The following is a 15,115-nucleotide window of genomic DNA, read 5'->3' as shown; positions in this document are numbered from 1 at the left end:
GATGGCTGCAGGCGTGCGCAAGCGCCGCTTTCGCAGTCGATTTTGCTGCGCTGCAACATGTGGCCCCTTGCATTCCGGAGCGAACTCAGCCATATGCAGCCCATAGGCGCTTGGGCCGGAGATTCCGGCCTTCTCGACAAATGAGACTGGTTGCGTCTGTTTTCCCTCTTTCCGGTATATCGGCCTCTCTTTCCGATACATCACGAAGTGGCGAAAGAGCCCCGTGGCATGACGCCTGCGGGCACGACAGCGCAGCCGAGTGGACGTTACCGTCCGCCCGCCTTGTCGTTTCATATCAAATTTTTCGACGGCAGGTTGCGCCCTGCCGCCATCGATGTTTGCGGCCAAGACCGCGTGAAAGAAGACTATTTTGACCAACGAAAACACCTCAGCCGGTAACGCAATCTCGACCGGCACCACTGCGGACCTTACCGGTTTCGCAGCTCTTGGGATCACCGGCGCGCTGCTCAAGGCGACGCATGGCGCCGGCTTCACCGAGCCGAAGCCGATCCAGACGCAGGCGATCCCGCCGCAGATGGAAGGCCGCGATATCTTCGGCATCGCCCAGACCGGCTCCGGCAAGACCGCGGCCTTCGCGCTGCCGATCCTGTCGAAGATCATCGCGCTCGGCACCAAGCGCCGGGCCAAGACCACCCGTGCGCTGATCCTGGCGCCGACGCGCGAACTCGCCGTCCAGATCGAGGACACCATCAAGATCCTCGCCAAGGGCGCGCATGTCTCGACCGCTCTCGTGCTGGGCGGCGTCTCGCGCTTCAGCCAGGTGAAGAAGGTTGCGCCCGGCGTCGACATCCTGATCGCCACGCCCGGCCGCCTGACCGACCTGGTGCGCGAGGGCGACTTGATTCTCTCCGACACCAAATGGCTGGTGCTCGACGAGGGTGACCGCATGCTCGACATGGGCTTCATCAACGACGTCAAGCGGATCGCCAAGGCGACCGCGCCCGACCGTCAGACGGTGCTGTTCTCGGCCACCATGCCCAACGAAATCGCCGAGCTGGCGAAGGGCCTGTTGAAGAACCCGATCCGCGTCGAAGTCGCGCCGCAGAGCACCGCGGCCGCCGAGATCGTGCAGGGCGTCGTCTTTGCCCGCACCAAGCAGAAGCGCCAGGTGCTGTCGACGATGCTCGCCGACGAAGCCATGAAGTCCGTCATCATCTTTTCGCGCACCAAACATGGCGCCGACCGGGTGACCAAGGACCTCGAGCGCGACGGCTTCAAGGCCGCCGTCATCCACGGCAATAAGTCGCAGAACGCCCGCCAGAAGGCGCTCAACGATTTCCGCGAGGGTTCGGTGCGCATTCTCGTGGCGACCGACATCGCGGCGCGCGGCATCGACGTTCCCGGCATCAGCCATGTGGTGAATTTCGACCTGCCGGATGAGGCCGAAAGCTATGTCCACCGCATCGGACGTACCGGCCGTAACGGCATGGACGGCATCGCCGTCACGCTTTGCGATCCGTCGGAAAACAGCAAGCTGCGTCAGGTCGAGCGCATCATCCGCAGCAAGCTGCCGATCGTTGCCGACCATCTCGGCAGCCCGGATCCGGTGCGCAATCCGGCCGAAAAGAACGAGCGCTTCGAGCCCGCCAATGATCGCAACGACCGCAATGGCCGTCGCGACGGCAGGCGGCCCGGTGGCCAGAACAACGGCTTCGCCAAGAAGCGTTTTGGTGACAAGCCGGCCTTTGCGGGTGCAAGCGAGCGCAAGCCGGAAGGCGCCAAGGCCTTCAAGGGCAACAACAAGCGCCGCTTCGGCGGCAAGCGGCCCGCGGCGCGGGCTGCCTGATCAGACGAACCGGTCAGGCTCGTCGAGCCTGGCTTGATTGCTGACGATTGAATATGAGGACGGCCGGGGCAATGCTTCGGCCGTCCTTTTCGTTTAGGGCTGCCCGGTAATTGCCTGAACCCGCACGACGATCCGCTGCGCCAGGAACGCCGTGGTCGAGGGCGACAGCGCGTCGCCGGCAATGACGTGGTCGTCTGGATCGCCATTGTCGTCGACCGGCACCAGTTCATGCGGTGCGCCCAGCGGCCGGCGATTTCGCGGGTGCGATCCTGGCGCACCACCTTGTCGGAATCCGAGAAGATGAACAGCGCCGGTATGGTTGCCTTCTCCACAGGCGCTGCGTAGGCAAGGTTGGTCAGCGCCGCCATCGGTAGCAGGGCCGCCATTGGATATGTGTGCGTCCAGAGTTTCTCGTGCAGCGCGTTGCGGGTCGGAAAGCTGCGCTCCTTGCCGCCGATGAACTCGGCGATCTGCCTGCCCCAGGGCATGGTCAGCAGCTCGGCGCCTGAAGCCCTGGTGCCAAAATTCGGCGAGATGAATGCGATTGCAGCGACGCCGTCCGATGCGCCAGGCTCAGTCGCCGCCCATGCCGCCAGCGAGCCACCGGTCGAGGTGCCGATGACGATCACCTTGTCGCCGATGGCCCGGCCGATGGCGAGCGCCTCCTCATAGTTGTTGATCCAGGCATTGACGCTGCCTTGCGCCATAGCAGCGCCGTCCTGCCCATGACCGGTGAGGCGGGTGTAGAAAAGGTTGGCGTCGAGTTGGTCGGCGACCTCGTCGGCCAGCGGGCGAACCTCGCCCTTCGATGCCGAAAAGCCATGGATATAGACGATCGCCAATGGCGTCCTGGCGTGAACCATCGGATCGGCCCAGATGATTTCTTTCTCGAGCCCGTCGCGGACGTTGGGCACGGCAGCCTCTTCACGCGCGATATACGCTTGCGGATCGTCGCCGATCACCTTGGGGTCGAAGCTGATTGTTTTGTCGACGGGAACGCGCGGACCAAGCAGGAGGGCCAGGACAAGGATGATGACGACGCCCAGCACCGCAAGCACGATCCGCCGCCCCATCTCAGACTCCACGACAATTCTAAAGCTATGGCGGCCGGTGCAGTCAGGCAACAGCCGGGCTGTGGACAGCTATTGGTTCGGCGGCTTGCGGTCGAAATTCAGCGGCCGCCCTGTCCAGCGGGTCGCCGTGCTGATGAACCACCGGCAGACTGGCCTTGGCAGCAGCGCCAGCAGCTTCAGCCCCCAGCTCAGGCGGCGCGGGAAGGTGACTTCGAAGCCGCCATGCTCGATGCCGCGCAGCATGCGGCGCGAGGCGCGGTTGACCGGCATCAGCCCCGGCATCGGCAGCATGTTCTTTTCGGTCAGCGGCGTGTCGATGAAGCCCGGATTCATCACCTGGATCCGGACATTCATCTTGTCGAAATCGTATTTCAGCGACTCGGCCAAGATGTTGATCGCCGCCTTCGAGCCGCCATAGGCCGCGGTGGTCGGCCAGCCGAAATAGGCTGTGACCGACCCGACAAGCACGATATGGCCGCGCGCACGGATGCGCATGCGCTCCATGAGCGGGACGAGGCCATTGATGATACCGAAATAGTTGACCTCGAAGGTCTGGCGAAAGTCGCGGACCCTGAGGTCTTCGCCGGGCGTGGCGATGTAGTTGCCGGCGTTGAAGACGGCGAGCACGATCGGCCCGAGCTCCTTTTCAATCGCCGCCACCGTGCTTGCCATGCGCGGCTCATCGGTGACGTCGCAAGGGTAGGCGGCGACACGTCCCGGCATCTGCGCCGTCTCGACGATGAGCGCGTCGAGTGGGTCGCCGTCGAGTGCGGTGACCGCGACGACAAAGCCCTTTGACGCGAGGTCTTTGGCCAGCGCACGGCCGATGCCGCTGCTGCCGCCGGTTATCCAGGCGACGCCGTGCTTCGGGTTGGCCCGGTAAAGTGTCATTCTGCGCCCTGCCGATCTGTCATTAGTGCTCTAGCGGTGAAAAAATCGAATGAAAAGAGCGCTTTTCCGTACTGGTTGAAATGATCGTCATCGCGCGATGTCCGGCCGCGGGAGATTGCAGTGCCCGAAATGCGCCCAGAGTCGGATGATGGCAGATCGAACAGACCTGCCATCATCCGACTCTGAATCAAGGGAATAGAGCATGATGTCGGCCGAAAACCGCTCACACTTTTCGGCATCATGCTCTGGACCAGGCGAATTCTTGCCTTGAAACGCACGCTTCGGGTTTCTAGGGTCTCGCCGCAGCTACATAAGGAATCCCGGATGCCCCGTTCTGTGATCGAAGCGATCGGCAACACGCCCCTGATCCGCCTCAACAAGGCCTCGGAGCAGACCGGCTGCGAGATCCTGGGCAAGGCCGAGTTCATGAACCCCGGCCAGTCGGTCAAGGATCGCGCAGGCCTGTTCATCATCCGCGACGCCGAACAGCGCGGGCTGTTGAAGCCGGGCGGGGTCATCGTCGAAGGCACGGCAGGCAATACCGGCATTGGCCTGACGCTGGTTGCCAAGGCGCTGGGCTATCGCACAGTGATCGTTATTCCCGACACCCAGAGCCAGGAAAAGAAGGACACGATCAAGCTGCTTGGCGCCGAGCTGATCGAAGTGCCGGCGGTGCCTTACAAGAACCCCAACAATTACGTGAAACTGTCGGGGCGGTTGGCCGAGCAGATGGCGAGGTCGGACCCGAACGGCGCGATCTGGGCCAACCAGTTCGACAACGTTGCCAATCGCGACGGCCATATCCGCACCACGGCGGAAGAAATCTGGATGCAGACCGGCGGCAAGGTCGACGGTTTCGTCTCGGCGGTGGGTTCGGGCGGAACGCTGGCCGGCGTCGCCTTCGGGCTGAAGGCCAAGAGCAGCAACGTCAAGATCGCGCTCGCCGATCCGCTGGGTGCGGCGCTCTATTCCTTCTACACCAATGGCGAATTGAAGTCCGACGGCAGCTCGATCACCGAAGGGATAGGGCAGGGGCGCATCACGGCAAATCTCGATGGGTTCACGCCGGACTTCTCGTTCCAGGTGCCGGACGAGGAAGCGCTGCCGATCGTCTTCGACCTGATCCAGGAAGAAGGCCTGTGCGTCGGCGGTTCGACCGGCATCAACATTGCCGGCGCGATCCGGCTGGCGCGCGAGCTTGGCCCCGGCCACACCATCGTGACCATCCTTGCCGACTATGGCACGCGCTACCAGTCGAAGCTGTTCAACCCGGAATTCCTGCGTGAGAAGAACCTGCCGGTGCCGGGCTGGATGGATGAGCGCAGCACAATTCTGGTGCCGTATGAGAAGGTCGCCTGATGGCGCACAGAACAGAAGCGCTGTTTCGCGATGACGCCTATCTCAGAGCGGCTGACGCCACTGTTGTCGCCATCAACGAGCGCGGCGGCATCATTCTCGACCGGACCATTTTCTATGCCACATCGGGCGGCCAGCCTGGCGATACCGGCACATTAGAGCGCGCCGACGGCAGCCGCATCGCCATTGCCGCCACCATCACCGGCGAGACCAAGGACGAGATCATCCATGTGCCGGCGCCGGAGCAACCGGCACCCGAGGTCGGCGAGCAGGTGAAACTCGCCATCGGCTGGGAGCGGCGGCATCTCCTGATGCGCATGCACGCAGCTTGCCATTTGCTCACCGTCGTCTGTCCGTTTCCGATTACCGGTGCCGCGGTTTCCGAAGATGACAGCCGCGTCGACTTCGACGCTCCCGATGCCGGCTTCACCAGGGAAGACGTCACCGCCGGGCTGATGGAACTGGTGCGAGCCGATCATCCGATCTTCATCAGGCTGATCACCGACGAGGAACTGGCAGCCAATCCTGGCCTGGTGAAATCCAAGAATGTCCGGCCGCCCGCCGGCACCGGCAAGATCCGCCTGGTCTGCATCGGCGACAACGCTTCGATCGACAGCCAGCCCTGCGGCGGCACCCATGTCAAAAGCACCGGCGAAGTCGGTGAAATCCATATCGGCAAGATCGAGAAGAAGGGCCGCGAAAACCGGCGTTTTCGCATTCGCTTCGGACCGCTGCCGGTAGCTTGAACGAACCATGATCCCGAAAAGTGGAAGCTGGTTTTCGGGGAAGATCATGGTCAACAGGAAGCAATGCTTCGCCAAGGCGGAGCAGGAGAAGAACAATGGCCGATGACAGCCCTTTCACCGTCGATGCGGACTGGTTGCAGAGCCGTCTTGGCGAGCCCGGCCTGACGATCGTCGATGCATCCTGGTATCTGCCGGCGCAGAAGCGCGATGCGCGCGCCGAGTATGAGGCTGCGCATATTCCGGGCGCGCGATTCTTCGATCATGATGCGGCCTCCGATCCTGATGCCAAGCTGCCGCACACGCTGCCCTCGCCACAGCATTTCGCGCAATATGTAGGCGCCATGGGAATTTCGGCCGACGACACCATCGTCGTCTATGACGGTCCGGGTTTCTTCTCGGCGCCGCGCGCCTGGTGGATGTTCCGCGTCATGGGCGTGTTCCAGGTCTATGTGCTCGACGGCGGCTTCGACCGCTGGAAGGCGGCGGGCCGGCCGGTGACGGCGGAGCCGACCAAGATCGCGCCGAATGTGTTTCATGCCGATTTCGATGCCGCTCGCGTCGCCAGCCTTGCCGACATGCGCCGCATCGTCGAGACTGGCGAGAGCCAGATTGCGGACGCCCGAGGCGCGGGCCGCTTCACCGGCGCCGAGCCAGAGCCCCGCGCGGGTGTTCGCTCCGGCCACATGCCCGGCGCGCACAATTTGCCTTATTCGGCGCTGTCACAGGATGGCGCGCTGTTGTCGAAGGACCAGTTGCGCAAGGCCGTTGAGGATGCCGGTATCGATCTGTCGAAACCGGTCGTCACCTCTTGCGGTTCCGGCATCACGGCGGCTGTCGTCACTCTGGCGCTGGAGACGCTCGGCCACACCGACAACCGGCTCTACGACGGCTCATGGACGGAATGGGGCGGGCTGGCAGACACGCCCGTGGTGACGGGCAAGGAATGATGGCGATGGAAAATGGCGCGCTGGACGACATCGAGGTCACGGTCACGTTTCTGGAAATGCATGTGCCGCCGGCCTATTCGCCGCCCTTGCCCTACAACAGGCAGATCGCGCTGCTCAGGACCAAGGACATTCCGCTGCATTTCTATCGCTACCTGATGGATCGGGTCGGGCGCAAATGGCATTGGGTCAATGTGCTGAGGCTGGACGATGACGAGCTTGCCGCCGGGATCCACCGCGAGGACCGCGACATCAGGGTGCTTTATCTCGACGGCGCGCCGGCCGGTTTCTTCGACCTCAAGCCGCATTTGCCAGAGGAAGTCGAGCTCGCCTATTTCGGCATGATGGAACATGCGACCGGGCAAGGCATCGGCCGTTGGTTCCTCGGTGCGGCGATTGCCGCAGCATGGTCGTATGGGCCGAAACGGGTAACGGTGCAGACCTGCACGCTCGACCATCCGGCTGCCTTGCCGCTCTACCAGAAGCTCGGTTTTGCGCCGGTGGCGCAAAAGAAGGAGACCGTGCATCCGCTGTCGTTCGCCGAGCGCTCGGCCAGCGTCATGCGGCCGTGACTTTCTCCGACTGAAGGCCGAACCGACCGTTCATGGCGAGGAATTCCTGCTCGTGCGGACCCAGGACGAGAACTGGCGCAGGCGCCGGGTGATGCTGCGCCGCTTCGACGATTTCATCCGCTGAGCCGGCGCGGGACCTGCCCAATGCCGAAGCAGTCCGGCCTGAGACTGGCCGGGCTGCTGACAGTTGACAGGAATCGGGTGGGAAGCACCTCGGCGGGGGCATAATTTCCGGTCAACCACACCGGAGATTTAGCCATGACCGTCCAGTTCAAAGCCTTGCCGACAGAAGATGTGAGAGCGCTGCAGCGCGGCGGGCCGGACGCCTACGGGCAAACGCCGGAGCGGAAGGTTTCAGATGGCGACGGGGTGCCGTGCCGGCATTGCCTGAGAAACGTCGCCGAAGGCGATGGCTATCTGATCATGGCCTATCGGCCGTTTCCGGCGTTGCAGCCTTACGCCGAGACAGGACCGATCTTCCTGCATGCGCAGGAATGCGAACGCGCAGCCGAGACAGAAGCGCTTCCAGAGATGCTTGAGAGCAGCGACTATATCGTGCGCGGCTATGGTGCGGATGACCGCATCGTCTATGGCAGCGGCGGCGTCATTCCGACTGGCGGCATTGCGGCGCGGGCAGAGACGCTGTTTGAGCGCGCTGACATCGCCTATGTCCACGTCCGCTCGGCGCGCAACAATTGTTATCAGTGCCGCATCGAGCGTTTCTGACAAAAAGATGCCCGCCGGTGGTCTGGCGGGCAGTTGGGAACCGTGTGACGTCTCGATCCGTCAAGTTGGCATCCCTGTCTGCGCATGCTTTTCGAATTGCGGATGTGAAGCACTTCACACAGCATCGCGATCCTCGCCGGCATGGCGACGCACGCCGATGGCGGTTGGGACTTGTCGTACTCCCGTCGCATTCTCTCGGTAAAAGACCAGCGTCGATGGATTGCCGACCGCGGATGAACCGGCGGGGATCTCGATGACCGAGGAAGCGGGGCTTTGGCTCCGCTTTTTTGATGTCCGCCAGCCTGTTCAATTCCGGCGCCAGGAATTTTGCGCAAAGAAAAAGCCCGCCGGAATTGACCGACGGGCCTTCGCCGTGTGTGTGTGCGGCGTTTAGTTGAATTTATACTTCGCGCCGACGCGAACGGTCTGGAAGGAAGGCTCGTCGGTGAGGAAGCCGCCCGAGCCGAAATCTTCTTTCTCATACTGCGAATAGCGGTATTCGAGACCAAGCGTCATGTTGCTGGAAACGGCCGTTTCCAGGCCGCCACCGACCGAGAAGCCGCTCGATCCCCAGTCGACGATGTCGCCAACGGGCGAGGAGGCATGCAGGTCGAAATGCTGCCAGCTGTAACCGCCGAGGACATAGGCCAGCGTCGATTCGTTGACCTTGGCGCCGATGCGGGCCAGGGCATCGAAGCCATAGTCGGCATCGCCCTTGATCGACCCACCCGGAATGTCCAGCTTCGAGCGTATGCCGGAATAGCGGGCGTCGACCAGAACGCCGGCGACCCAGCCGCCGAAATCATGGTCGTAACCGATGCTCGCCTCGCCGAACACGCCTTCGCCGCCGATGCCATCCAATTCGAGGGCGCTGGCGAGCGTCAGGTCATGCACCACGGTGCCGGCGCCAAGCGCGCCGCCGACATAGAAGCCGGTCCAGTTGTAGGTCGGAGCAGCAAACGAGGCCCCGCCGCCATTCTGGGCGCCGAAGCGGTAATTGGCCGCGATGTGGAAGGTGTGGCTGGACGGCTCGACATCCAGAGAGGTTCCCGGGCCGCCGATAATGCCGAGGTCAGCCACCGAGTCGTCGCCATAGTTGGCGTAGCGGTACTCGGTCTTAATCGTCCAGTTGCCGCGCAGCACGGTTTCCATGCCAACGCCGACGACATAGCCGCCACGGTTCTCCGTGAAATCAAGACCGTCGGCAAAGCCCGAACCCTCGAGCTTGAAATGGTTCCAAGTGTAGCCGCCGAGCACATAGCCGAGCGTACTGGGGTTCAAGAGATAGCCGGCGCGCAAGCCGACGTCGAAGCCATAAGCGTTCGTCAGGTCGATATCAGCGCCCGGAAGGCTGATCGACGGACCGATATTCCCGATGTTGGCGTCGATGAAGCCGCCGAGCAGGAAGCGTTCAGAGACCATGTAGTCGTAGCCGGCGGTCACTTCGCCAAACACGCCGTTGCCGCCGATGCCATTGAAGTCGAGAAACGGGTCGACGCTGATGCGGTGCACGGTGGCGCCGAAGCCGCCGCCGATGCCGACATAGGCGCCGCTCCAGTTGAAACCGGCAGGTTCTTCCACCGGCTGCACAACGTCGGCGGCATGCGCTACCGATATCAAAGCCATTGCCGAAACGGCGCCGAGAAGAACGGATTTAGCAGAAATAAACATTTTAGCCCCTTAGCATAGAACAAACCCGTCCGTGTTCTAACAGGATGCTCGTTAATATTGGAATGACAAAAATGTCACATCGACAGGCAAAAGCGCTGTCGAGAGGGGCTGCACCTTGCCCTGGAGCGGGCGTTTTGCGGTCTTGTAGCCAAGAAAAACCCGCCGGTACAACCGGCGGGTAAGGGAGGCAAAATGCCAGGTCAGGTCAGGCAGCCAGAACCACTTTCGGTTCGACCAGCTCATAGCCGAGTGCTTCGGCCACGGCGCGATTGGTGATCTTGCCCCTGTGGACATTGAGGCCGTTGCGCAAATGGTGGTCGTCGACCAGCGCCTTCAGGCCCTTGTCGGCCAGCTGCAGGCCATAATGCAGCGTCGCGTTGTTGAGCGCGTGCGCCGAGGTCACCGGCACGGCGCCCGGCATGTTGGCGACGCAGTAATGGATCACGCCGTCGACCTCATAGGTCGGCTCGGCATGGGTGGTGGCGTGCGAAGTCTCGAAGCAGCCGCCCTGGTCGATAGCGACGTCGACCAGCACCGAGCCCTTCTTCATGCCCGACAGCATTTCGCGGGTCACCAGCTTGGGTGCAGCAGCACCCGGGATGAGCACGGCGCCGACGACGATGTCGGCCGAGAAGCATTCTTCCTCAAGCGCCTCGACTGTGGAGTAGCGGGTGTGGACGCGGCCGGTAAAGAGGTCGTCCAGCTGGCGCAGGCGCGGGATCGAGCGGTCGATGATGGTGACGTCGGCGCCGAGGCCGACCGCCATGCGGGCGGCATGCAGGCCGACGACGCCGCCGCCGAGCACGGTGACCTTGCCGGGCAGCACGCCGGGCACGCCGCCGAGCAGCACGCCGCGGCCACCATTGGCCTTCTGCAGCGCGGTCGCGCCGACCTGGATCGACAGGCGGCCGGCAACTTCCGACATCGGCGCCAAGAGCGGCAGGCCGCCGCGGTCGTCGGTTACGGTCTCATAGGCGATTGCGGTGACGCCGGACGCGAGCAGGCCCTTGGTCTGCTCCGGATCCGGGGCCAGGTGCAGATAGGTGTAGAGGATCTGGCCGTCGCGCAGCTGCGCCCATTCGTTGGGCTGCGGCTCCTTGACCTTGACGATCATGTCGGACTTGGCGAACACGTCGGCGGCGGTCCTGGCGATGGTGGCGCCGGCGGCGCGGTAGGCATTGTCATCGGCGCCGATGCCGGCGCCGGCGCCGCTTTCGACCAGCACTTCATGACCATGCGCGACATATTCGCGGACGGAGCCCGGCGTCAGGCCGACGCGGTATTCGTGGTTCTTGATTTCCTTGGGGCAACCGACGCGCATAGTCTTCTCCTGATCCGGCCCTTCGGGCTCGTTCCCTGTATCAACCGAGTGAACCACAAATCGTTGCGCAGGTGTTTGCGAATGCGCTTGCGCGGGGTCACGCGTTTCGATAATCGTTGCGCGAAATCAAGGAAATTTCGCAGGAATCACGAGAAATGCCGCTCGACAGGATCGATATCGCCATTCTCGAGGCACTGCAGAAGGATGGCCGCATACCCAATGCGGCGCTCGCCGAAAGGGTCGGCCTGTCGCAGTCGGCCTGTTCGCGCCGGCTCGACAATCTGGAGAAATCCGGCACCATCCGCGGCTATCACGCCCGGCTTTCGAATGCAGCGCTCGGTCACCAGATGACGGCGATCGTGCACATATCGCTGTCGGGACAGTTCGAAAAGACGCTGTCGGATTTCGAGGCGGCGATCAAGCGCTGCCCGAATGTGCTGTCGTGCCACCTGATGTCGGGCGAATACGACTATATCCTGCGCATCGCCGCCAAGGATCTGGTCGACTATGAGCGCATCCACAAGGAGTGGCTGTCGGCGATGCCGCATGTGACCAAGATCAACTCATCCTTTGCCCTGCGCGAGATCGTCGATCGGACCGCCATGGGAATGAAGCCGGAACTGGCTTAACGCCACAAACATACTCGGACGTCCTTCCCGATATAGCATGCGCCTTCGCGGCGAAGTTCTTCCCAGCGTTCATCACCGTGGGTGGCGCGAATGTCGGAGTTTGCATAGCCCGCCCAGACATCACCGTCCTTGTAGACATCCGCCCAGTAATCTTTAGACATTTCACCAGCGCCACTATGCGGATCAGGATAGTCGATCCCTGCAAAAACTTGCTTCGGTCCCTGGATATTGAAATCGCCGCCCTGCTCGATTTGATAAGAGCACCTTCCGGATATGCGGGTCTGACCGCCAACAACAAGCAGGCAGCGGCCCCATTTGTAGCCGCTCGGCAAACGATGCCGTGGTTGCGCATGCAAAGGCGAAAGGGAAAACGCAATTGCGAGGGTAATTGCTATGGTTCGTCCGATCATCTCGCCACCCGTTGCGAAGCAGCCAATTCAAGAGCGGCTCGACACTGTTGGATCCGCCCGAAGCGCATGTCGAAGCGGTTCGCTGCAGCATGGTTCCCTTAAAGAGTATTTATCGACCACGTCGGATTTTTGTCACGTAACATTTGTGTTGCTACACGGCGGTCAACCGGCCTCGATGCGGCGATAAAGTGCTGCCCAAATGTGCTGTCCTGCCACCTGATGTCGGGTGAATACGACTACATCCTGCGCATCGCGGCGAAGCACCTCGTGGGCTATCAACGCATCCACAAGAAGTGGCTGTCTGTTATGCCGCACGTGATGAAGATCAGTTCGTCCTTTGCCTTGCGCGATTGTTGATCGCGCGGCGATGGAGAAGAAGCGGAGAGGCTTAGGAGCTGAGTAGCGGAGTGCACGGAATTGTGCTTAAAACAAATAAAGTGGATACTAGAAAAGCCGCTGAAGAGGTGAAGATAATCGCCGACAGTGCCAATGACATGGCCCGATTGATTGAGCTTCCGTCTGCAGGTGCGCTACACGCGCGCACCGGAGATCCGCTTGTCTTTCTGAAAATTCTGTTCAGTGTGTATCGCCGCATTCGTTTGTTGGCCGAGTATAAAGATGCCGGTAAGGCGGATATTCCTCAGTTGCCTGGGAATGACACCAACGGCGATCTTTTCTAAGCGTGATATTTATGAATATGTGCGATCACACGGAGGGTCTCTGAATCTCATCACGCTAGGCTTTTAATACCTCGGTCACCAGTTGGTCCATCGGGATGTCGTGCGGCTGCGGGTAGATGGTGGGGATGCGCTGCAGTTCGTAGCCGACGCCGATGACCAATGGCTTGAACGGCATGGCAGCCAGCGTGCGGTCGAAGAAGCCGCCGCCATAGCCCAGGCGGTAGTTTCGCGGGTCGATGCCGACGATCGGCGAGATGACGATGTCGGGCAGCACCGGGTCGCCTTCGGCGGGGATAGGGATGTTCCAGACGCCTTTTTCCAGCCGGTCGCCAGGCACATAAGCGCGGAAGATCAGCGGCTGGCCCTTCTCGATCACGATGGGCAGCGCCGTGCGGCCGCCGCGTTCGTTGATCGACGGCATCCACGGCCGCAGGTCCGGCTCGCCGCGAAACGGCCAATAGAGGCTGACCATGCGGCCGGCAATGTCGCCCATGGTCGCGTCGAGCCCTTCGGCGATAGCCCGCGACATCGCCACCCGCGCATCGGCGGAAACCGCCAACCGTGCCGCGATCAGACGCTCGCGCTCGGCCTTGCGCCAACGGCGCACATCGGTCCAGTCGGTCAATGGCGCGCGAAATTCCGGATCGAGTTCGTGCATGAAGCAAGGCGGCGAAGAATATTGCGCCCGCCCTTTGCGATCTTTGTCATCGTCGTTGGCCATGCTTCACTCCCGTGGTTCCAGCCCCTGCAAGGCTATACCCGTCCAGGCTTGCCGACATAGGCATTCGCGACATCCGGCGACGAGTCCTGGGCAGCCTTACGCGCGGCAGTCTAGCGCGCCGCGACATTGTTGCGGTGCACAAAAATCACTAGATAAAGAGAGACAAACAGGGGTGAATGCGATGAGTGAAACCAGCCATCATGTCGTTGTCGTCGGCGCAGGGTTCGGCGGTCTCGAACTCACCCGGGCGCTGGCCGGCGCACCCGTGCGCATCACCATGATCGACAAGCGCAACCATCACCTTTTCCAGCCGCTGCTTTACCAGGTGGCGACCGCCTCGCTGGCGACCTCGGAAGTTGCCTGGCCGATCCGTCATCTGCTGCGCAAGCGCGAGGACGTGACGACGCTGCTCGGCAACGTCACCGGCGTCGACCGTCCAGGCAAACGCGTGCTGCTTGAGGACGGCAGTTCTGTTCCCTACGACACGCTGGTGCTCGCCACCGGCGCGCGTCATGCTTATTTCGGCCACGACGAATGGGAGCCTTTCGCGCCCGGGCTGAAGACGCTTGAAGACGCAACCACCATTCGGCGGCGCATCCTGCTCGCCTTCGAGCAGGCCGAGCGCGAGACCGATCCGGCCAAGCGCCAGGCACTGCTGACACTGGTCATCGTCGGCGGCGGCCCGACCGGCGTGGAGCTTGCCGGCACCATTGTCGAACTCGCGCATGAAACGCTGCGCGGCGAATTCCGCAACATCGACACGCGTGAGGCGCGTGTGGTGCTGGTCGAGGCCGGAGACAGGATCCTAGCCAATTTCGCGCCAAAGCTGTCCGACTATGCGCGCAAGGCGCTGGAGCGGCGGGGCGTCACGGTCGAGCTTGGCCGCGCCGTCACGCGCCTCGATGCCGAAGGCGTCGTCTTTGGCGATACGCATCTGCCGGCGCGAACCATCCTGTGGGCCGCCGGCGTGGCGGCTTCACCCGCGGGAGAGTGGCTGGGCGCGCCGGTGGACCGGGCGGGCAGGGTAATGGTCGAGCCCGATCTGACCGTGCCGAACAGTCCTGAAATCTTCGTCATCGGCGACACCGCGCATGTCTTGCGGCCGGACGGCAAACCGGTGCCCGGCGTGGCGCCCTCGGCCAAGCAGGAGGGCAAGCATGTCGCCGCGACGATCAGGGCGCGGCTGGCCGGCGATGGCGCGCCGCGGCCTTTCCGCTACAAACATGCCGGCGACCTGGCGACGATCGGCAAGTGGGCAGCCGCGATCGATTTCGGCTCGATCAAGCTCACGGGATGGCTTGCCTGGTGGCTGTGGGGCGTGGCGCATATCTACTTCCTGATCGGTTTCCGCAACCGGCTCTCGGTGTCGCTTAGCTGGCTATGGATCTATTTCACCGGCCAGCGCAGCGCGCGGCTGATCACCCAGGGCGACGATGACAAGGGCTGAGGTTCTCAACCGCGGCCAAGGATATTCATCCAGCCGTCACCTTTTGCTGATCGACTGACTTCCCGATGGACATGGCCGGTTTTCGGCGCGAAGCTTCCGCCCGGGGCTGGGATCTTGTCAC

General features: G+C 62.5%; 14 protein-coding genes and 2 pseudogenes. 10 read left to right on the top strand and 6 right to left on the bottom strand.

Annotated elements, in window-relative coordinates:
* Window positions 1-370 precede the first annotated feature (370 nt).
* Entirely contained in the window at window positions 371-1,807 is a 1,437-nt protein-coding gene (locus NKJ88_RS13850) for a DEAD/DEAH box helicase (RefSeq protein WP_502904748.1), read from the top strand.
* 93 nt (window positions 1,808-1,900) lie between these two features.
* Here the strand turns inward: NKJ88_RS13850 and NKJ88_RS13845 are convergent.
* Window positions 1,901-2,880 (bottom strand): annotated as a pseudogene (locus NKJ88_RS13845) (alpha/beta hydrolase).
* Between the two features lie 69 nt (window positions 2,881-2,949).
* A complete protein-coding gene (locus NKJ88_RS13840; protein WP_352444368.1) occupies window positions 2,950-3,771 on the bottom strand; it encodes an SDR family oxidoreductase in 822 nt (273 codons plus the stop codon).
* A 324-nt stretch (window positions 3,772-4,095) separates the two neighbouring features.
* Here NKJ88_RS13840 and NKJ88_RS13835 point away from each other — a divergent pair, with 324 nt between their 5' ends.
* The 5 genes from NKJ88_RS13835 (at window position 4,096) to NKJ88_RS13810 (ending at window position 8,115) form a co-directional block, all read left to right on the top strand.
* Window positions 4,096-5,130 carry a cysteine synthase A gene (locus NKJ88_RS13835; RefSeq protein ID WP_352444366.1) on the top strand — a complete coding sequence of 345 codons (1,035 nt, stop codon included), beginning with the start codon at window positions 4,096-4,098 and terminating at the stop codon, window positions 5,128-5,130.
* A complete protein-coding gene (locus NKJ88_RS13830) occupies window positions 5,130-5,873 on the top strand; it encodes an alanyl-tRNA editing protein (RefSeq protein WP_352444365.1) in 744 nt (247 codons plus the stop codon). The genes NKJ88_RS13835 and NKJ88_RS13830 overlap by 1 nt, the downstream gene beginning before the upstream one ends.
* 95 nt (window positions 5,874-5,968) lie before the next feature.
* On the top strand, window positions 5,969-6,820 hold the full coding sequence (sseA, locus tag NKJ88_RS13825; RefSeq protein ID WP_023691267.1) for a 3-mercaptopyruvate sulfurtransferase: 852 nt from the start codon (window positions 5,969-5,971) through the stop codon (window positions 6,818-6,820).
* A gap of 5 nt (window positions 6,821-6,825) precedes the next feature.
* Window positions 6,826-7,389 carry a GNAT family N-acetyltransferase gene (locus NKJ88_RS13820; protein WP_023682574.1) on the top strand — a complete coding sequence of 188 codons (564 nt, stop codon included), beginning with the start codon at window positions 6,826-6,828 and terminating at the stop codon, window positions 7,387-7,389.
* Between the two features lie 258 nt (window positions 7,390-7,647).
* Window positions 7,648-8,115, top strand: a complete 468-nt coding sequence (locus tag NKJ88_RS13810) for a DUF1203 domain-containing protein (RefSeq protein WP_023736671.1) — start codon at window positions 7,648-7,650, stop codon at window positions 8,113-8,115.
* Between the two features lie 390 nt (window positions 8,116-8,505).
* Here the strand turns inward: NKJ88_RS13810 and NKJ88_RS13805 are convergent, their stop codons facing one another.
* Window positions 8,506-9,786 carry an outer membrane protein gene (locus NKJ88_RS13805; RefSeq protein ID WP_031195686.1) on the bottom strand — a complete coding sequence of 427 codons (1,281 nt, stop codon included), beginning with the start codon at window positions 9,784-9,786 and terminating at the stop codon, window positions 8,506-8,508.
* Between the two features lie 205 nt (window positions 9,787-9,991).
* Window positions 9,992-11,107: an alanine dehydrogenase gene (ald, locus tag NKJ88_RS13800; protein ID WP_352444361.1), complete on the bottom strand. Its 1,116-nt coding sequence runs from the start codon at window positions 11,105-11,107 to the stop codon at window positions 9,992-9,994.
* A 155-nt stretch (window positions 11,108-11,262) separates the two neighbouring features.
* Here ald and NKJ88_RS13795 point away from each other — a divergent pair, with 155 nt between their 5' ends.
* Complete coding sequence (locus NKJ88_RS13795; RefSeq protein WP_023668897.1) at window positions 11,263-11,736, top strand: Lrp/AsnC family transcriptional regulator; 474 nt, start codon at window positions 11,263-11,265, stop codon at window positions 11,734-11,736.
* Here NKJ88_RS13795 and NKJ88_RS13790 read toward each other — a convergent pair.
* Entirely contained in the window at window positions 11,733-12,146 is a 414-nt protein-coding gene (locus tag NKJ88_RS13790; protein ID WP_155922397.1) for a hypothetical protein, read from the bottom strand. The two genes, NKJ88_RS13795 and NKJ88_RS13790, sit on opposite strands and share 4 nt — an antisense overlap.
* Window positions 12,147-12,320: 174 nt before the next feature.
* Between NKJ88_RS13790 and NKJ88_RS13785 the strand changes: the two are divergent.
* Both NKJ88_RS13785 and NKJ88_RS13780 read left to right on the top strand, forming a co-directional pair.
* A pseudogene (locus NKJ88_RS13785) lies at window positions 12,321-12,503 on the top strand (Lrp/AsnC ligand binding domain-containing protein); the annotation flags it as partial.
* Window positions 12,504-12,553: 50 nt separating this feature from the next.
* On the top strand, window positions 12,554-12,826 hold the full coding sequence (locus tag NKJ88_RS13780; RefSeq protein WP_031203541.1) for a hypothetical protein: 273 nt from the start codon (window positions 12,554-12,556) through the stop codon (window positions 12,824-12,826).
* A gap of 55 nt (window positions 12,827-12,881) precedes the next feature.
* Here NKJ88_RS13780 and NKJ88_RS13775 read toward each other — a convergent pair whose 3' ends face one another.
* A complete protein-coding gene (locus NKJ88_RS13775) occupies window positions 12,882-13,547 on the bottom strand; it encodes a 5-formyltetrahydrofolate cyclo-ligase (RefSeq protein WP_352444358.1) in 666 nt (221 codons plus the stop codon).
* 181 nt (window positions 13,548-13,728) lie between these two features.
* On the opposite strand from NKJ88_RS13775, the gene NKJ88_RS13770 reads away from it, so the two are divergent.
* Window positions 13,729-14,994, top strand: a complete 1,266-nt coding sequence (locus NKJ88_RS13770) for an NAD(P)/FAD-dependent oxidoreductase (RefSeq protein WP_352444357.1) — start codon at window positions 13,729-13,731, stop codon at window positions 14,992-14,994.
* Window positions 14,995-15,115 lie beyond the last annotated feature (121 nt).

Origin of the sequence: Mesorhizobium sp. M0016 (genome assembly GCF_040324035.1) — a bacterium.
GTDB lineage: Bacteria > Pseudomonadota > Alphaproteobacteria > Rhizobiales > Rhizobiaceae > Mesorhizobium.
Note: the sequence above shows the minus strand (reverse complement) of the source record. Positions and strands in the feature narration are given on the sequence as shown.

Excerpts from the sequence above, each read along its gene's own strand:
- NKJ88_RS13840 (WP_352444368.1), bottom strand. The coding sequence starts at position 3,771 with ATGACACTTTACCGGGCCAACCCGAAGCACGGCGTCGCCTGGATAACC.
- NKJ88_RS13835 (WP_352444366.1), top strand. The coding sequence starts at position 4,096 with ATGCCCCGTTCTGTGATCGAAGCGATCGGCAACACGCCCCTGATCCGC.
- NKJ88_RS13830 (WP_352444365.1), top strand. The coding sequence starts at position 5,130 with ATGGCGCACAGAACAGAAGCGCTGTTTCGCGATGACGCCTATCTCAGA.
- sseA (WP_023691267.1), top strand. The coding sequence starts at position 5,969 with ATGGCCGATGACAGCCCTTTCACCGTCGATGCGGACTGGTTGCAGAGC.
- NKJ88_RS13820 (WP_023682574.1), top strand. The coding sequence starts at position 6,826 with ATGGAAAATGGCGCGCTGGACGACATCGAGGTCACGGTCACGTTTCTG.
- NKJ88_RS13810 (WP_023736671.1), top strand. The coding sequence starts at position 7,648 with ATGACCGTCCAGTTCAAAGCCTTGCCGACAGAAGATGTGAGAGCGCTG.
- NKJ88_RS13805 (WP_031195686.1), bottom strand. The coding sequence starts at position 9,786 with ATGTTTATTTCTGCTAAATCCGTTCTTCTCGGCGCCGTTTCGGCAATG.
- ald (WP_352444361.1), bottom strand. The coding sequence starts at position 11,107 with ATGCGCGTCGGTTGCCCCAAGGAAATCAAGAACCACGAATACCGCGTC.
- NKJ88_RS13795 (WP_023668897.1), top strand. The coding sequence starts at position 11,263 with ATGCCGCTCGACAGGATCGATATCGCCATTCTCGAGGCACTGCAGAAG.
- NKJ88_RS13790 (WP_155922397.1), bottom strand. The coding sequence starts at position 12,146 with ATGATCGGACGAACCATAGCAATTACCCTCGCAATTGCGTTTTCCCTT.
- NKJ88_RS13775 (WP_352444358.1), bottom strand. The coding sequence starts at position 13,547 with ATGGCCAACGACGATGACAAAGATCGCAAAGGGCGGGCGCAATATTCT.
- NKJ88_RS13770 (WP_352444357.1), top strand. The coding sequence starts at position 13,729 with ATGAGTGAAACCAGCCATCATGTCGTTGTCGTCGGCGCAGGGTTCGGC.